Source organism: Pseudomonas sp. Pse79, from assembly GCF_024519615.1.
In the GTDB taxonomy this organism is placed as follows: Bacteria; Pseudomonadota; Gammaproteobacteria; order Pseudomonadales; family Pseudomonadaceae; genus Aquipseudomonas; species Aquipseudomonas veronii.
Genome location: NZ_JALJRR010000008.1, coordinates 12,114 through 25,411 on the forward strand (window position 1 = coordinate 12,114; position 13,298 = coordinate 25,411).

14 protein-coding genes are annotated in these 13,298 nt (G+C 61.4%); 6 read left to right on the forward strand and 8 right to left on the reverse strand.

From position 1 onward, the window contains the following. Positions 1-17: 17 nt before the first annotated feature. Positions 18-617 (reverse strand): TetR/AcrR family transcriptional regulator, encoded by a 600-nt coding sequence (locus NR164_RS12170; RefSeq protein ID WP_256822786.1) that lies wholly within the window; start codon positions 615-617, stop codon positions 18-20. A 173-nt stretch (positions 618-790) separates the two neighbouring features. Here NR164_RS12170 and NR164_RS12175 point away from each other — a divergent pair, with 173 nt between their 5' ends. Further along, positions 791-1,735 (forward strand): GlxA family transcriptional regulator, encoded by a 945-nt coding sequence (locus NR164_RS12175; RefSeq protein ID WP_046383029.1) that lies wholly within the window; start codon positions 791-793, stop codon positions 1,733-1,735. On the opposite strand, the gene NR164_RS12180 is transcribed toward NR164_RS12175, so the two are convergent. Continuing rightward, a complete protein-coding gene (locus tag NR164_RS12180) occupies positions 1,732-2,238 on the reverse strand; it encodes a GNAT family N-acetyltransferase (RefSeq protein WP_026139989.1) in 507 nt (168 codons plus the stop codon). The genes NR164_RS12175 and NR164_RS12180 overlap by 4 nt on opposite strands. Positions 2,239-2,417: 179 nt before the next feature. Between NR164_RS12180 and NR164_RS12185 the strand changes: the two genes are divergently transcribed. Further along, entirely contained in the window at positions 2,418-3,290 is an 873-nt protein-coding gene (locus tag NR164_RS12185) for an undecaprenyl-diphosphate phosphatase (RefSeq protein ID WP_017846697.1), read from the forward strand. Between the two features lie 12 nt (positions 3,291-3,302). On the opposite strand, the gene yghU is transcribed toward NR164_RS12185, so the two are convergent. Together yghU and NR164_RS12195 are read right to left on the reverse strand one after the other, a co-directional pair. After that, positions 3,303-4,139, reverse strand: coding sequence for a glutathione-dependent disulfide-bond oxidoreductase (gene yghU / locus NR164_RS12190; RefSeq protein ID WP_046383028.1), 837 nt, complete (start codon positions 4,137-4,139; stop codon positions 3,303-3,305). A gap of 81 nt (positions 4,140-4,220) precedes the next feature. Beyond that, positions 4,221-5,147 (reverse strand): LysR substrate-binding domain-containing protein, encoded by a 927-nt coding sequence (locus NR164_RS12195; RefSeq protein WP_256822787.1) that lies wholly within the window; start codon positions 5,145-5,147, stop codon positions 4,221-4,223. Positions 5,148-5,261: 114 nt separating this feature from the next. Here NR164_RS12195 and NR164_RS12200 point away from each other — a divergent pair, with 114 nt between their 5' ends. Then, a complete protein-coding gene (locus NR164_RS12200; protein WP_256822788.1) occupies positions 5,262-5,864 on the forward strand; it encodes a glutathione S-transferase family protein in 603 nt (200 codons plus the stop codon). Positions 5,865-5,870: 6 nt separating this feature from the next. On the opposite strand, the gene NR164_RS12205 is transcribed toward NR164_RS12200, so the two are convergent. Then, positions 5,871-6,638 carry an SDR family NAD(P)-dependent oxidoreductase gene (locus tag NR164_RS12205; protein WP_017846701.1) on the reverse strand — a complete coding sequence of 256 codons (768 nt, stop codon included), beginning with the start codon at positions 6,636-6,638 and terminating at the stop codon, positions 5,871-5,873. Positions 6,639-6,776: 138 nt separating this feature from the next. Here NR164_RS12205 and NR164_RS12210 point away from each other — a divergent pair, with 138 nt between their 5' ends. From NR164_RS12210 to potE, 3 genes are all read left to right on the forward strand, one after another. Continuing rightward, positions 6,777-7,925 (forward strand): aldose epimerase family protein, encoded by a 1,149-nt coding sequence (locus tag NR164_RS12210; RefSeq protein WP_046383025.1) that lies wholly within the window; start codon positions 6,777-6,779, stop codon positions 7,923-7,925. A gap of 147 nt (positions 7,926-8,072) precedes the next feature. Then, positions 8,073-8,504 carry a hypothetical protein gene (locus NR164_RS12215; RefSeq protein ID WP_046383024.1) on the forward strand — a complete coding sequence of 144 codons (432 nt, stop codon included), beginning with the start codon at positions 8,073-8,075 and terminating at the stop codon, positions 8,502-8,504. A 342-nt stretch (positions 8,505-8,846) separates the two neighbouring features. Further along, positions 8,847-10,175, forward strand: a complete 1,329-nt coding sequence (gene potE, locus NR164_RS12220) for a putrescine-ornithine antiporter (protein ID WP_256822789.1) — start codon at positions 8,847-8,849, stop codon at positions 10,173-10,175. 120 nt (positions 10,176-10,295) lie between these two features. Here potE and NR164_RS12225 read toward each other — a convergent pair whose 3' ends face one another. The 3 genes from NR164_RS12225 to NR164_RS12235 form a co-directional block, all read right to left on the reverse strand. Further along, complete coding sequence (locus tag NR164_RS12225) at positions 10,296-12,038, reverse strand: ABC transporter substrate-binding protein (protein ID WP_256822790.1); 1,743 nt, start codon at positions 12,036-12,038, stop codon at positions 10,296-10,298. Between the two features lie 169 nt (positions 12,039-12,207). Beyond that, entirely contained in the window at positions 12,208-12,480 is a 273-nt protein-coding gene (locus NR164_RS12230; protein ID WP_010567825.1) for a DUF2160 domain-containing protein, read from the reverse strand. Positions 12,481-12,490: 10 nt separating this feature from the next. Then, positions 12,491-13,291: a carbohydrate ABC transporter permease gene (locus NR164_RS12235; RefSeq protein WP_017846707.1), complete on the reverse strand. Its 801-nt coding sequence runs from the start codon at positions 13,289-13,291 to the stop codon at positions 12,491-12,493. Between the last annotated feature and the right edge of the window lie 7 nt (positions 13,292-13,298).

The following is a 13,298-nucleotide window of genomic DNA, read 5'->3' on the forward strand; positions in this document are numbered from 1 at the left end:
CCTCGATAGGGTTAAGGTCAGTGTGTGTCAGGGCAACCCAACAGCTGGCGGGTCAGCAGCAGCGCCTGATCAAACGGCGCGGATGTACGGGTGATCTTGCTCATGACGCTGCTCCCCAGCCACAACGCATACAGGCTCCGGGCCAGGCTTTGCGGGGCTTGCGCCACGGTCAGCGAACCGTCTTCGACGCCGCACCCGATCGCGCCGGCAAGCAAGGTGATGGTCCTCGATGTGCCGCGATCCAGGGCCAAGCGCATGGGTTCTGAAAGGTCTGACACTTCCGCACCGAGTTTGACGGCAAGGCATTTGCCCGCGTCGGTGCAGCCGGTCTGGTTGTCGATCCAGCCTTGCCAGTAGCGCATCAACTTGGCGCGCGGGGACAACCCGGGCTGCTCGAACAGTTGCGTCATGCCTTCTACGTAGTGATCGAAGTAGTGGTCGAGCAATACCACACCGAATGCATCTTTGGAGTGGAAGTAGTGATAGAACGAACCTTTGGGCACATCGGCGGCTTGCAGGATTTCGTTCAACCCCACCGCAGAAAACCCTTTGGCGCCGACAATCGATTGCGCCGCGTCGAGAATGGTCTGCCGTGGACGTTTGCTGGCGCTGTGCATGCTTCACTCCGTCCGATTAGACCAGTCGTCTAGTGCATGGGGTGAATGTTAGGAGCCGGGGCGGGCGCCCACAATGTCATATCCGCAAGGATTGCGGACATGCGCCGAACCCGGTTGCCGTTTTCCTGGCACGCGCCGACAATCGCCCCTCCCGCCCGCGTTGGAGTATGGCGATGCATAGCGTTGCGCTGATGGTTTACCCGAACTTCCAGTCCCTGAGCCTCAGCCTGGGCTCGGTGTTCGAGTGCGCGAACCTGCTGCGCGGCGAGCCGGCCTACGAGTTTCACCTGGTGTCGGAAAGCGGCGGCGCGGTGATGACGTCCCAGGGGTTCTCGGTGAACACCACGCCGATCCGGCCGCAGGGCTATGACACCCTGATCGTCAGCGGTTACCTGGAATTTCGCCTGCCGGAGGCCAACCTGCTGGCGCTGGTCAAGGCCGCGTCCGCTCAATCGCGGCGTGTCGCCTCGCTGTGCATGGGCATCTTCGTGCTGGCCGAGGCCGGGTTATTGGCGGGCAAGCGCACCACCACTCACTGGATTCACGCTCCGGCGTTTCGCAAGCGCTACCCGGATATTCAGTTGGAAGAAGACAAACTGTTCATCGTCGACGGCCAGATCTGGACCGGCGCCGGCATGAGCGCCGGGGTCGACCTGGCGCTGGCGATGGTGGAGAACGACCTGGGCAGCGACCTCGCCCGGCGTATCGCGCGCAAGCTGGTGATTGCCCAGCGTCGGGGCAGCGAACAGTCGCAGTTATCGGCGTTGCTGGAATTGGACCCCAAGTCCGACCGCATCCAACTGGCCCTGGCCTATGCCCGCGAGAACCTGACCCACGACCTGTCGGTGGAAGCCCTGGCCGATGTCGCCCGGCTCAGCCCGCGCCAGTTCAGCCGGGTGTTTCGCGAAGAAACCGGGCAGACACCGGCCAAGGCCATCGAATCCCTGCGGGTGGAAGCGGCGCGGGCGATGATGGAAACCAGCCGCCACCCGGTCGAGGTGGTCGCCCGCGAAACCGGCTTCGGCGACCGCGAGCGCATGCGCCAGGCGTTTCTGCGTGCCTTCGGGCAGCCGCCTCAGGCCATGCAGCAGGCTTTTTTCAGCGAGCGCAGCGTTTAGTGCAACGACGCCCGCGTGATCAGGTAACTGGTCAGTTGCGGATCATCGTCCAGCTCGAGGGTCTGCACCGGGCGTGGCAGGTTATCCAGCACGGTGCGCCAGAACGCCTGGGACACTTCATCCTGGTCATAGAAACGCACCAGCCAGTTGGCCGCGCCGCTGCATAGCACCTGGGTGGCGATCGCGCTGCCGATGCCCTTGCGCCGATAGCGCTTGAGGATGAACAGGTCGGCCAGTTCCAGGGCATCGATGCCCGGCAATTCACTGCCTTCGATCAGCAGGAAGCCAGCGATATAACCGTCGACCAGCAGCAGGTTGGCGCTCCACTGCGGGTCGTGCCAATAGCGGTTCAGGTGTTCGTCATGGATGTAGAAACGGCCGTCCGCCTCGACATCTTCCTGCTCCCAGTCCGAGGACTCATAGGCGTAGTACTGGTACAGATTGCGGATCAGCTCGGACGCTTCCGGGCCGGTCTGGATCAATTCGACGGTGGTTTCAGGCATGAGGCTCTCGGTGAAAAAACGCAGGGCGCCATTGTTCACAAAACGCTGCCCCAGTCCAATAGCGGCATGAACCTTTCTACTTGCTGAATCGATTGCAGATAGCTGCCGCCTCGCCCGAACCTTCGAAACATTTCGAATAAACTTCGCCGGCTGCCTCTTTTTTCTCAAGGACATGTACTTTGACCAACGTCTGTTCCGCCGGCCTGGATGTGGGCTTCGCCTCCCTGGATTACCTGCAGATTTTCATCCTGGGCGTGATCCAGGGCATTACCGAATTGTTGCCGGTGTCGTCCACCGCCCATATGCGTGTGGTCCCCGCCCTGCTCGGCTGGCAAGACCCGGGCTCGGCGTTTTCGGCGGCGATGCAACTGGCGGCGCTGGCGGCGGTGGTCAGTTACTTCTGGCGCGATGTGCGCCAGGTGGTCACCGGCAGCATTGGCGCGGTGCGCCAGGGTGACTACAACAATCAGTGGTTCAAGCTGGCGGTGGCGATTGTGCTGGCGACCATTCCGATCTGCATTGCCGGCCTGGCGTTGTCGTCGACCTTGAATGCCTGTAACTCGCCGCTGCGCGGGCTGATGGTGATCGGCATCGCTTGCGTGGTGATGGCAGTGTTGCTGGCGGCCGCCGAACTGCGTGCGCGGCACACGCGGGAGGTGAGCGAAATGCGCCTGCGCGATGCGTTGATCGTCGGTATCGCACAGATTGGCGCCTTGATTCCCGGGGTCTCGCGTTCCGGTTCCACGCTGACCGCCGCGCTGTTCCTCAATTTCAAGCGTGAAGAGGCTGCGCGTTTCTCCTTTCTGCTGGGCCTGCCGGCGATCGCCCTCGCCGGTTTGAAGGAGCTGTGGGTGCTGCTGCACGCCGATATGCCGGTGCATGCCTGGCCGCACTTGCTGTTTGGCCTGGTAGTCGCCAGCGTCTCGGCGTTCTTCGCGATCTGGGGCCTGATGAAGTTCCTGGAGCGGTTCTCCACCTGGCCGTTCGTGATCTACCGCGCGCTGCTGGGGATCTTCCTGATCGTGGCGGTCAGCACCGGGTTGTTGAGCTGAGCCTCATCGACCTCAGCGCTCGAAATCGCGCGCATCGTGCCGCTCCGGCAGTTGCTCTTCGAGCGGCCCGGACACCCGGTTGACCCGCCGTCCACGCTGCACCGCCGGGCGCGCCTCGATTGCATCAGCCCAGCGCAGCACATGTTTGTAATCCTGCACCGAAAGGAACTGCGCCGCGTCATACAGGCGGCCTTTGACCAGGCCACCGTACCAGGGCCAGATGGCGATGTCGGCGATGGTGTAGTCGTCACCGGCAATGTACTCGCTCACGGCCAGGCGCTTGTCGAGCACATCCAGTTGGCGCTTGGTTTCCATGGCAAAGCGGTTGATCGGGTACTCCATCTTGCTCGGCGCATAGGCGTAGAAATGCCCGAAACCACCGCCCAGGTACGGCGCGCTGCCCATCTGCCAGAACAGCCACGACAGGCACTCGGCGCGGGCCGCAGGTTCGGTCGGGAAGAACGCCCCGAATTTCTCCGCCAGGTACTGCAGGATCGCGCCGGACTCGAATACGCGAATCGGCGTGGCGCCGCTGCGGTCGAGCAAGGCGGGGATTTTCGAGTTCGGGTTCACCGCGACAAAGCCGCTGCCGAACTGGTCGCCGTCGCCGATCTTGATCAGCCAGGCGTCGTATTCCGCGCCGGTATGCCCGAGGGCCAGCAGCTCTTCGAGCAGGATCGTGACTTTCTGCCCATTGGGCGTGGCCAGCGAGTACAGCTGCAGCGGGTGCTTGCCGACCGGCAGTACCTTGTCGTGGGTCGCCCCGGCGATGGGCCGGTTGATACTGGCGAATGTGCCGCCACTTTCGGTGTCCCAGGTCCAGACCTTGGGGGGTACGTATTCGGTCATGCTCACGACTCCTGATGTGCTTGAGGTCAACGAATCGACCCAGACTAAACCAAAGGTTGGGGTTGCGTCACAACCCAGCCTTCATCCTTGAGCGCTGGGTGGACACTTATCGGTAACGCCTTTCAATTGCCCCAGGTAGCTGTCCACTTCCTTGAACAACCACTGGGAAAACGCCTGCTGCTTGGTGTGCGAACCTTCGCGGGGCGGCCAGACCAGCCAGTAGGGATACGCGTAGGGCACACTGATATTGCCGAGCCGCACCAGTTCGCCACGGGCGATGGCGTCCTGCACCAGGCTGCGCCGCTCCAGGGCGATGCCCTGCCCCAGGCGCACCGCCTCCAGGATCAGGTTGGAGTCATTGCTGCATAAGCCGGCGCGCTCGCCGGACATCTCGACGCCCGCCGCCTCGCACCATGGCAGCCAGGACTCGGTGCTATGGATGATCGGGCTGTCGACGATCTGCTGTGGTGTCTGCGGCAACTGCCCGTGATTGAAATGAGGCGCGGCCACGGCGATCACTTCATCGTGAAACAACAGCCGCTGCTCCACGCCGTCCCAATCGCCCTCGCCCATGCGGATGCCGATATCGACCGATTCCTGATGCAGGTTGGAAATGCTCAGACTGGCTTGCAAGCGAATGCGGATATGCGGGTACAACGCCTGGAACGTCGGCAGGCGTGGGACCAGCCAGGAGCAGCCGAACGAGGGCAGCACCGCGACCACCAGTTCATCGGTCTTGGGTTGGGCCTGGATCAAGCGCGTGGCTTCGGCGATATCTCCCAGCGCCTTGCGAATCTGCAAGGCGTACAGGCGCCCGTCTTCGCTCACCCGCAGGCCGCGACCTTCGCGCACGAACAGGGCCAGACCGACGAGCTCTTCCAGCACCTTGATCTGCTGGCTGATGGCTGAGTGGGTAACGTGCAGTTCCCTGGCCGCCAAGGTCACGCTGCCCAATCGCGAGGTGGCTTCGAAGCTGCGCAGGCAGGTCAAGGGAGGAAATGCGTTCATGTAAGCTCAGCTAACCTTTTACGGTAAAAATAATCGATATTACAGGACCTACAGCCGCTTTAAAGTTACCTAAATTAACCAATCCTGCCAACTACCCATTACCAAGGAGGCTTTATGAAACTGGTCGGCATGCTGGACTCGCCTTATGTACGCCGCGTGGCCATTTCCCTGGAACTGTACGGGGTGGATTTTGTGCATGAGCCCTTGTCCGTGTTCAGCACCTACAACGCATTCGCGCGGATCAACCCCGTGGTCAAGGCGCCCACCCTGGTGCTGGACGATGGGACCGTGTTGATGGACTCCAGCCTGATCCTGGATTACCTCGAAACCCTCGCGCCAGCTGACAGAAAGTTGCTGGCGCAGCCCCCTGCGGCACGCGCCAAGGACCTGCAGTTGCTCGGGCTGGCCCTGGCGGCCTGTGAGAAAAGCGTGCAGATCGTCTATGAACACAACCTGCGGCCGGCCGAGAAGCAGCATGCGCCGTGGCTCGACCGCGTCAGCGGGCAATTGCTGGCCGCGTATACGCTGCTGGACAAACACCTGAGCCAGGCCGACAGCGAAGCGCTGACCCAAGCCTCGCTGACGGTGGCGGTCGCCTGGTCCTTCAGCCAGTTCACCGTGGCCTCGGTGGTCAAGGCGGATGCGTTCCCCCATGTGCAACGCCACGCCGAACGCCTGGAGCAGCACCCGGCCTTCAAGCGCTACCCCATCGAGTGACCGGAGCTACACCCAACCGCCATCGACAATGAAGTTCTGCGCCGAACACATCGCTGACGCCTGCGAGGCGAGAAACAGCGCCATGCTGGCGATGTGTTCCGGCAATACGCTGCCAGGCAGGCACTGGCTGCGGCTGATCAGTTCCTTGGCGGCGTCGTCGACCCACATCGTCAATTGTTTTTCGGTCATCACCCAGCCCGGCACCAGCGTATTGACGCGGATACGGTCCGGGCCCAGCTCACGCGCCAGCGCCCGCGTCATGCCATGGGCGGCGGCCTTGCTGGCGGCGTACACCGGGTAGCCAGCGGAGGCCATCATCCAGCCAACGGAGCCCAGGTTGATGATCGAACCGCCACCCGCACGTTTCATCATCGGCACCACAGCCTTGGCAGCAAAAAAGGCGTGCTTGAGGTTGACCGCGATCAGCTTGTCGAACGTCTCCGAATCAACTTCCTCCAGGGTATGACGCACGTCGTTGGCGGCATTGTTCACCAACACGGTGATCGGCCCCAGGGCGTATTCGAAGCGCGCAATCGCGGCCTTGTAGGCAATCTCGTCGGTGATATCGCAGTGACCGAACTCGACGGTGTGCCCCTGGGCACTCAACAACGCGGCCAGGCGCTCGCCCTGGCCTTGCGCGCGGTCGACGAACGCCACCTTGGCCCCCTGCCCGGCGAAGGCTCGCACCATGAATTCGCCGATCCCCGAAGCGCCTCCGGAAATCAATACGGTCTTGCCCTTGAGGTCGGGATAAACGGCCTGTTCAGTACTCATATCAAGGTTGCCTCGATCAATTAGTCTTATTTTATTTTACGAAATCGGCGTTTAAGGCTATAAATTTGCGGCCTCACCGACAAAATATCGCACATTAGTAGAACTATTCCACTCAAAACAACAAAAGGAAGTTCGACCATGAAGCACCCTCGATACCTGTTGTCCGGCCTCGCCTTGTCCATGCTGATCGCCAGCGGTGGCGCGCAGGCCGCCGGTCTGTCCAGTGAACACAAACCCTTCGGAAAAACCAACGACGGCACCGCTGTCGAGCAGTACATATTGCGCAACAGCCATGGCATGCAAGCCACGGTCATCACCTATGGCGGCGTGTTGCAGGCGCTGAAAGTGCCGGACAAGCACGGCAAGGTCGAGGACGTGGTGCTCGGCTTCGATGATGTGCAGGGCTATCAGCGCGGGACGGCGTTTTTTGGCGCGACCATTGGCCGCTTCGGCAATCGCCTGGCCGGCGGTGCGTTCGAGCTCGACGGCAAGCGTTATCAGGTGCCGCTCAACGACGGTCCCAATTCGCTGCATGGCGGCGCCCAGGGCTTCGACAAGCGCGTGTGGCAAGCCAAGCCCGTCAAGGACAAGGATTCGGTCGGCGTGACCCTGACCTACCTGTCCAAGGACGGCGAGATGGGCTTTCCCGGCAACCTGACCACCGAAGTCACCTATCGGCTCAACGACAACAACGAATTGCACATCGACTACAAGGCCACCACCGACAAACCGACGGTGCTCAACCTCACCAACCACAGCTATTTCAACCTCGCTGGCGCGGGCAACGGCGACATCCTCAAGCAGGTGGCGACCTTGCACGCCAGCCACTACACGCCGGTGAATGCCACCTTGATTCCCACCGGTGAAGTGGCACCGGTCAAGGGCACGCCGATGGACTTTCTCCAGCCCACCGCCATCGGCCAGCACATCAAGGACGCGCATCCGCAACTCAAATTCGCCGAGCCGAAACAGGGCGGGTTTGACTTCAACTGGGCGCTGGATACCCAAGGCGACATCAAGCAACTCGCCGCCGACGTGTACGACCCCGCCTCCGGCCGCCGTTTGCAGCTCTACACCACGGAACCTGGGGTGCAGTTCTATACCAGCAACTTCCTCGATGGCTCGGTGAAGGGCAAGGCAGGCAAAACCTACCTGCATTGGAGCGGTTTCACACTGGAGACCCAGCACTTTCCCGATGCGCCGAACCAACCGACGTTTGCCTCGACACGCTTGGACCCCGGGCAGACCTACACCCAGCGCACCCTCTTCAAGTTTTCCGCCGATTGAGGATGGCGGCGGGCTTGCCGGCGACCGAAACGCTGTCGCCGGCAAGCCGGCGTCCGGCGCTAATGTGATGCAAATAGTCCCCAAAACCGTGCTTGGCTGCTATTGTGCCGCGCTTTGAAAAGCCGCCTACCAGCAAGGAATTGGACGTTGAACACTGACGAAAAAATGACCGGGGACCTGTTCGAGGTGGATAAGCGTCTGTCACTCAAACCCGTGGTGGACTTCAACGCCTACCTGCGCAACGCATTCGGCGACGGCCCCTGCACCTGCGTGCGCTGTGCTGCCGCTGGCGGGGAGGAAACCGGCTATGAGTTCCAGCACACCTTCAACCTCGACACCAAACCCACCCACCGCCGCTTTGCCTCGACGGCCGGCAGCGATGTGCTGTTGATGTTGAAAAAGGCGTGGCTGTCGTACACCAAGGCGGAGTTGCCGCTCAGTGGTGTGCTGGCATTGCCGACGGTGAAGGAGTTTGTCGAGCCACAGCTGCACAAGCGCCTCGCCCCGTTGTTTCTGGCCAGTGGGTTGGCCAAGGATGTCGAGGGCGAACTGCGCATCCAACCGCAGGCCATGGCCTGATCCCTCCCTTTGAGCCGCCCTTGAATGTGCGGCTCAGGCGTCGGGGTGATAAATCGAACCGTTGAGTGAGCACAGTAGCGAGCGTCCTACCCAGGGACGCCGCTGTCCCTACGCCAATCCTGCCTATTTCGGCTTTTTCCTTGCGCAAGTTTCATCAGTGGGATCAGCATGGCCCACGATGAATAGCCGCTTGATCGAATAACGCGCCTTCACCACCAAAGCCGAACACCGTCGCACCGAGACGGGCATCCTGCGCGTGACGATGTCGCCCGACTGCCGCCGCGCAGGGTTGGCGCAGCGAAAGCACAGCTCAGGTTTTGCGTTGATCACAAGGAGTTCTGGATGGCCGCACCAAGCAAGAAGATGAGCCTGTTGGGCCTGACCACCCTGGTAGCGATCAACATGATGGGCTCGGGGATCATCATGTTGCCGGCCAGCATGGCGCAACTGGGCGCGATTTCGCTGCTGTCGTGGGTCGTCACTGCGCTCGGTTCGATGGCGATCGCCTACGGCTTCGCTCAATGCGGGCTGTTCTGTACCCGCAGCGGCGGGATGTCGGCGTATACCGAGGAGGCCCACGGCAAGTCGGGGTTTTTCCTGTGTTCGTTTCTGTATTTTCTGTCGCTGATCATTGCCAATGTGGCGATTGCGATTTCGGCGGTGGGTTATTTGTCGTCATTCATTCCGTGGCTGGGCAGCGGGCCGGGACCGTTGTTCGTCGGCAGCCTGGCGCTGATCTGGCTGACCACCGTGGCCAACTTCGGCGGCCCGCGCATCACCGGGCGCATCGGAGTGGTCACGGTATGGGGCGTGATCATTCCAGTGGCGGGGCTCTGCGTGATCGGTTGGTTCTATTTCAAGCCCGAGGTGTTCACGGCCGCCTGGAACCCACACCAACGGCACCTGTGGGACGCCGTCAGTGCGAGTATTCCTCTGACCCTGTGGGCGTTTCTTGGCATGGAGTCGGCCGCCCAGGGCTACGACGCGGTGGAGAACCCCAACCGCACCGTGCCCCTGGCCTGCCTGCTCGGCACGCTTGGGGTGGCGGTGGTGTACGTGCTGTCGACTGCGGTGATCCAGGGCATCGTGCCCAATGCCGAACTGGCGGCGTCCTCCGCACCGTTCGCACTGGTTTACGCACAGATGTTCAGCCCCTGGGTCGGCAAGCTGATCATGGCGTTGGCGGTGGTGGCCTGTATCGGCTCGTTACTGGGCTGGCAATTCACCCTGGCGCAAACGGCCAAGATGTCGGCGGACCAACGCCTGTTTCCGCGGTTTTTCAGCCGCATCAGCGCCGCGAATGCACCGGTGCTGGGGCTGCTGGCGTGTGCCGCGCTGCAAAGCCTGATTGCCTTGTCGACCATCTCGCCCAGCGCCAGCGCGCAGTTCAGCAAACTGGTGAACCTGGCGGTGGTGACCAACCTGCTGCCCTACGTGACCGCCCTCACCGGCCTGCTGGTGATGATGTACAAGGCACACGCCAGCGCGACGGTGCAGGCGCGCAATACGCTGGTGGTGCTGGTGGCCGTGGGGTATTCGCTGTATGCGATTTATGCCTGCGGTGAAGAGGCGGTATTTGGCGCGATGCTGGTGCTGGCGTTCGGGTATCTGTTGTATGGCTTTCTGGCCAAACGGTTTGTCGGGGAACCGGCAGACTCCCCTGGCAGATGAAGATCAAAATGTGGGAGGGGGTTTGCCCCCGATTGCGCCAGTCGATACATGCATTGACTGAACCACCGCTATCGGGGGCAAGCCCCCTCCTACAGTGTTTACCGCGTTTGCCTGAACTGATTATTTACGCGCCGCCTCCCACTGCTTGAGCAGGTCGCCGTAGGCCACGGTTTCGCCTTTGGGTTTCTCGTTGGCCAGTTTCGGCTTCGGCGCGCCGGGCTGGTCGAACCAGTATTGGGCGTCACGTTCCGGGTTCATTTTCGGACCGCACACCGGTTGCACTTTGGAGCGCTCCAGGCGCGTCATGATCGCGTCTTGCTCCTTGGCCAGGTTGTCGAGCGCCTGTTGCGGGGTTTTCTCGCCGCTGGCCGCCGCCGCAATGTTGCTCCACCACAGTTGCGCCAGGCGTGGATAGTCCGGCACGTTGGTGCCGGTCGGGGTCCACTCGACCCGGGCCGGGCTGCGGTAGAACTCCACCAGGCCGCCAAGCTTCGGCGCCAGGTCGGTCATGGCCTGGGAATTGATGTCCGACTCACGGATCGGCGTCAGGCCGACGATGGTTTTCTTCAGTGACACGGTTTTCGAGGTGACGAACTGCGCGTACAGCCAGGCCGCAAGTTTCTGCTTCTCAGGCGTCGACTTGAGGAAGGTCCAGGAACCCACGTCCTGATAACCCTTCTTCATGCCCTTTTCCCAATAAGGCCCGACGGGCGACGGCGCCATACGCCATTTCGGCGTGCCGTCGGCGTTGACCACGGGCAGGCCCGGCTTGGTCATGTCGGCCGTGAACGCGGTGTACCAGAAGATCTGCTGGGCGATGTTGCCCTGGGACGGCACCGGGCCGGATTCGGAGAAGGTCATGCCGGCCGCTTCCGGCGGTGCGTAGGCTTTCATCCAGTCCACGTATTTCTGCGTGGCGAACACGGCGGCCGGGCCGTTGGTGTCGCCGCCCCGGGTGACGCTGGAGCCCACCGGGTGGCAGTCCTCGACGCGAATGCCCCACTCGTCCACCGGCAAACCGTTGGGCAAACCCTTGTCGCCGCCACCAGCCATGGAGAACCAGGCATCGGTGAAGCGCCAGCCGAGGGACGGGTCTTTCTTGCCGTAGTCCATGTGCCCATAGATGCGCTTGCCGTCGATTTGCTTGACGTCCTCGCTGAAGAACTTGGCGATGTCTTCATAGGCCGACCAGTTCACCGGCACGCCGAGGTCGTAGCCGTATTTTTCCTTGAACTTGGCTTTCAGCTCCGGCCGCTCGAACCAGTCAGCGCGGAACCAGTACAGGTTGGCGAATTGCTGGTCGGGTAACTGGTAGATCTTGCCGTCCGGCGCGGTGGTGAAGGAGATACCGATAAAGTCCTTGATATCCAGGGTCGGCGAGGTGAAGTCCTTGCCTTCGTTGGCCATCAGGTCGGTGATGGATTCGGTTTTGCCGTAGCGAAAGTGCGTACCGATCAGGTCGGAATCGTTGACCCAGCCGTCATAGATGTTCTTGTCGGACTGCATCTGGGTTTGCAGCTTTTCTACCACATCGCCTTCCTGCAGCAGGTCGTGGGTCAGCTTGATACCGGTGATTTCACTGAAGGCCTTGGCCAGCACCTTGGATTCGTACTCATGGGTGGTGAGGGTTTCCGACACCACGTTGATCTTCATCCCACGGAACGGTTCGGCGGCCTTGATGAACCACTTGAGTTCCTCGAGCTGCTGGTCGGCCGTGAGGGTCGACGGCTTGAACTCGCTGCCGATCCATTTTTTCGCCGCATCTTCATACGCATCGGCCCAGGCCGTGGCACTCAAACCGCTGAGGGCCAGTACGGCGGCCAATGAAATGCTATGTCGCAGCTTATTGTTTTTATCGAACATAGAGACCTCCTGGTTGATTTCAAAAGGGACTACAAACGCCACACACCCCTTGTAGGAGCGAGCTTGCTCGCGAAAAACGCCCAGACACCGCGCACGCCCAGAAACGCCGCGTTATCGTTGACGAATTTCGCGAGCAAGCTCGCTCCTACAGGGAATAGAGGCATCCGCACTAGCCCCAACGCATCACACACAACAGCCATACAAGGGAGAGCGCGGACGCCACCCAGATGCTCCAGTCGGTTACGCCGATCACCAGCAGGTGCAGGTAGGCGCTACCGAGAAGACCGATAAACAAACGATCACCACGGGTGGTGCTGATCGGCAGAAACCCGCGCCGAGGGATACTCGGCGCGCGCAATTCCCAAGTGGTCATGCCCGCCAGAATCAGGGCGATACCGCCAAAGAACAGCGCAGTGGGGGTGGTCCAGGCCATCCATTCCATCATCGACTCCTCAGACCCGGCCGAGGGCAAAGCCCTTGGCCACGTGGTTGCGTACAAACCAGATCACCAGCATGCCGGGCAGGATGGTCAACACCCCCGCCGCCGCCAGTACGCCCCAGTCGATCCCCGACGCCGAGACGGTGCGGGTCATCACCGCGGCGATGGGCTTGGCGTTGACCGAAGTCAGGGTGCGCGCCAGCAGCAGTTCGACCCAGGAAAACATGAAGCAGAAAAACGCCGTCACGCCGATACCGGAGCCGATCAATGGGATAAAAATCTTCACAAAGAACTTGGGGAAGGAGTAGCCGTCGATGTAGGCGGTTTCGTCGATTTCCTTGGGCACACCCGACATGAAGCCTTCAAGAATCCACACCGCCAATGGCACGTTGAACAGGCAGTGCGCCAGGGCCACCGCGATATGCGTGTCGAACAGGCCGATGGACGAATACAGCTGGAAAAACGGCAACAGAAACACCGCCGGCGGCGCCATGCGGTTGGTCAGCAGCCAGAAAAACAGGTGCTTGTCGCCCAGGAAGCGATAGCGCGAGAACGCATACGCCGCCGGCAGCGCCACGCTCAAGGAGATCAGCGTGTTCAGGCTCACGTAGTACAGCGAGTTGAGATAGCCGGTGTACCAACTCGGGTCAGTGAAGATCACCTTGTAGTTGGCCAGGGTGAAATCCTGCGGAAACAGCGTCAGCCCACCGAGGATTTCGGTATTACTTTTGAAGGACATGTTCAGCAGCCAGTAGATCGGCACCAGCAGGAACAGGATGTAGATCAGCAGCGGTATGACTTTGCGCTTGCTCATGTTGGTG

Excerpts from the sequence above, each read along its gene's own strand:
- NR164_RS12170 (WP_256822786.1), bottom strand. The coding sequence starts at position 617 with ATGCACAGCGCCAGCAAACGTCCACGGCAGACCATTCTCGACGCGGCG.
- NR164_RS12175 (WP_046383029.1), top strand. The coding sequence starts at position 791 with ATGCATAGCGTTGCGCTGATGGTTTACCCGAACTTCCAGTCCCTGAGC.
- NR164_RS12180 (WP_026139989.1), bottom strand. The coding sequence starts at position 2,238 with ATGCCTGAAACCACCGTCGAATTGATCCAGACCGGCCCGGAAGCGTCC.
- yghU (WP_046383028.1), bottom strand. The coding sequence starts at position 4,139 with ATGACCGAATACGTACCCCCCAAGGTCTGGACCTGGGACACCGAAAGT.
- NR164_RS12195 (WP_256822787.1), bottom strand. The coding sequence starts at position 5,147 with ATGAACGCATTTCCTCCCTTGACCTGCCTGCGCAGCTTCGAAGCCACC.
- NR164_RS12200 (WP_256822788.1), top strand. The coding sequence starts at position 5,262 with ATGAAACTGGTCGGCATGCTGGACTCGCCTTATGTACGCCGCGTGGCC.
- NR164_RS12205 (WP_017846701.1), bottom strand. The coding sequence starts at position 6,638 with ATGAGTACTGAACAGGCCGTTTATCCCGACCTCAAGGGCAAGACCGTA.
- NR164_RS12210 (WP_046383025.1), top strand. The coding sequence starts at position 6,777 with ATGAAGCACCCTCGATACCTGTTGTCCGGCCTCGCCTTGTCCATGCTG.
- potE (WP_256822789.1), top strand. The coding sequence starts at position 8,847 with ATGGCCGCACCAAGCAAGAAGATGAGCCTGTTGGGCCTGACCACCCTG.
- NR164_RS12225 (WP_256822790.1), bottom strand. The coding sequence starts at position 12,038 with ATGTTCGATAAAAACAATAAGCTGCGACATAGCATTTCATTGGCCGCC.
- NR164_RS12230 (WP_010567825.1), bottom strand. The coding sequence starts at position 12,480 with ATGGAATGGATGGCCTGGACCACCCCCACTGCGCTGTTCTTTGGCGGT.
- NR164_RS12235 (WP_017846707.1), bottom strand. The coding sequence starts at position 13,291 with ATGAGCAAGCGCAAAGTCATACCGCTGCTGATCTACATCCTGTTCCTG.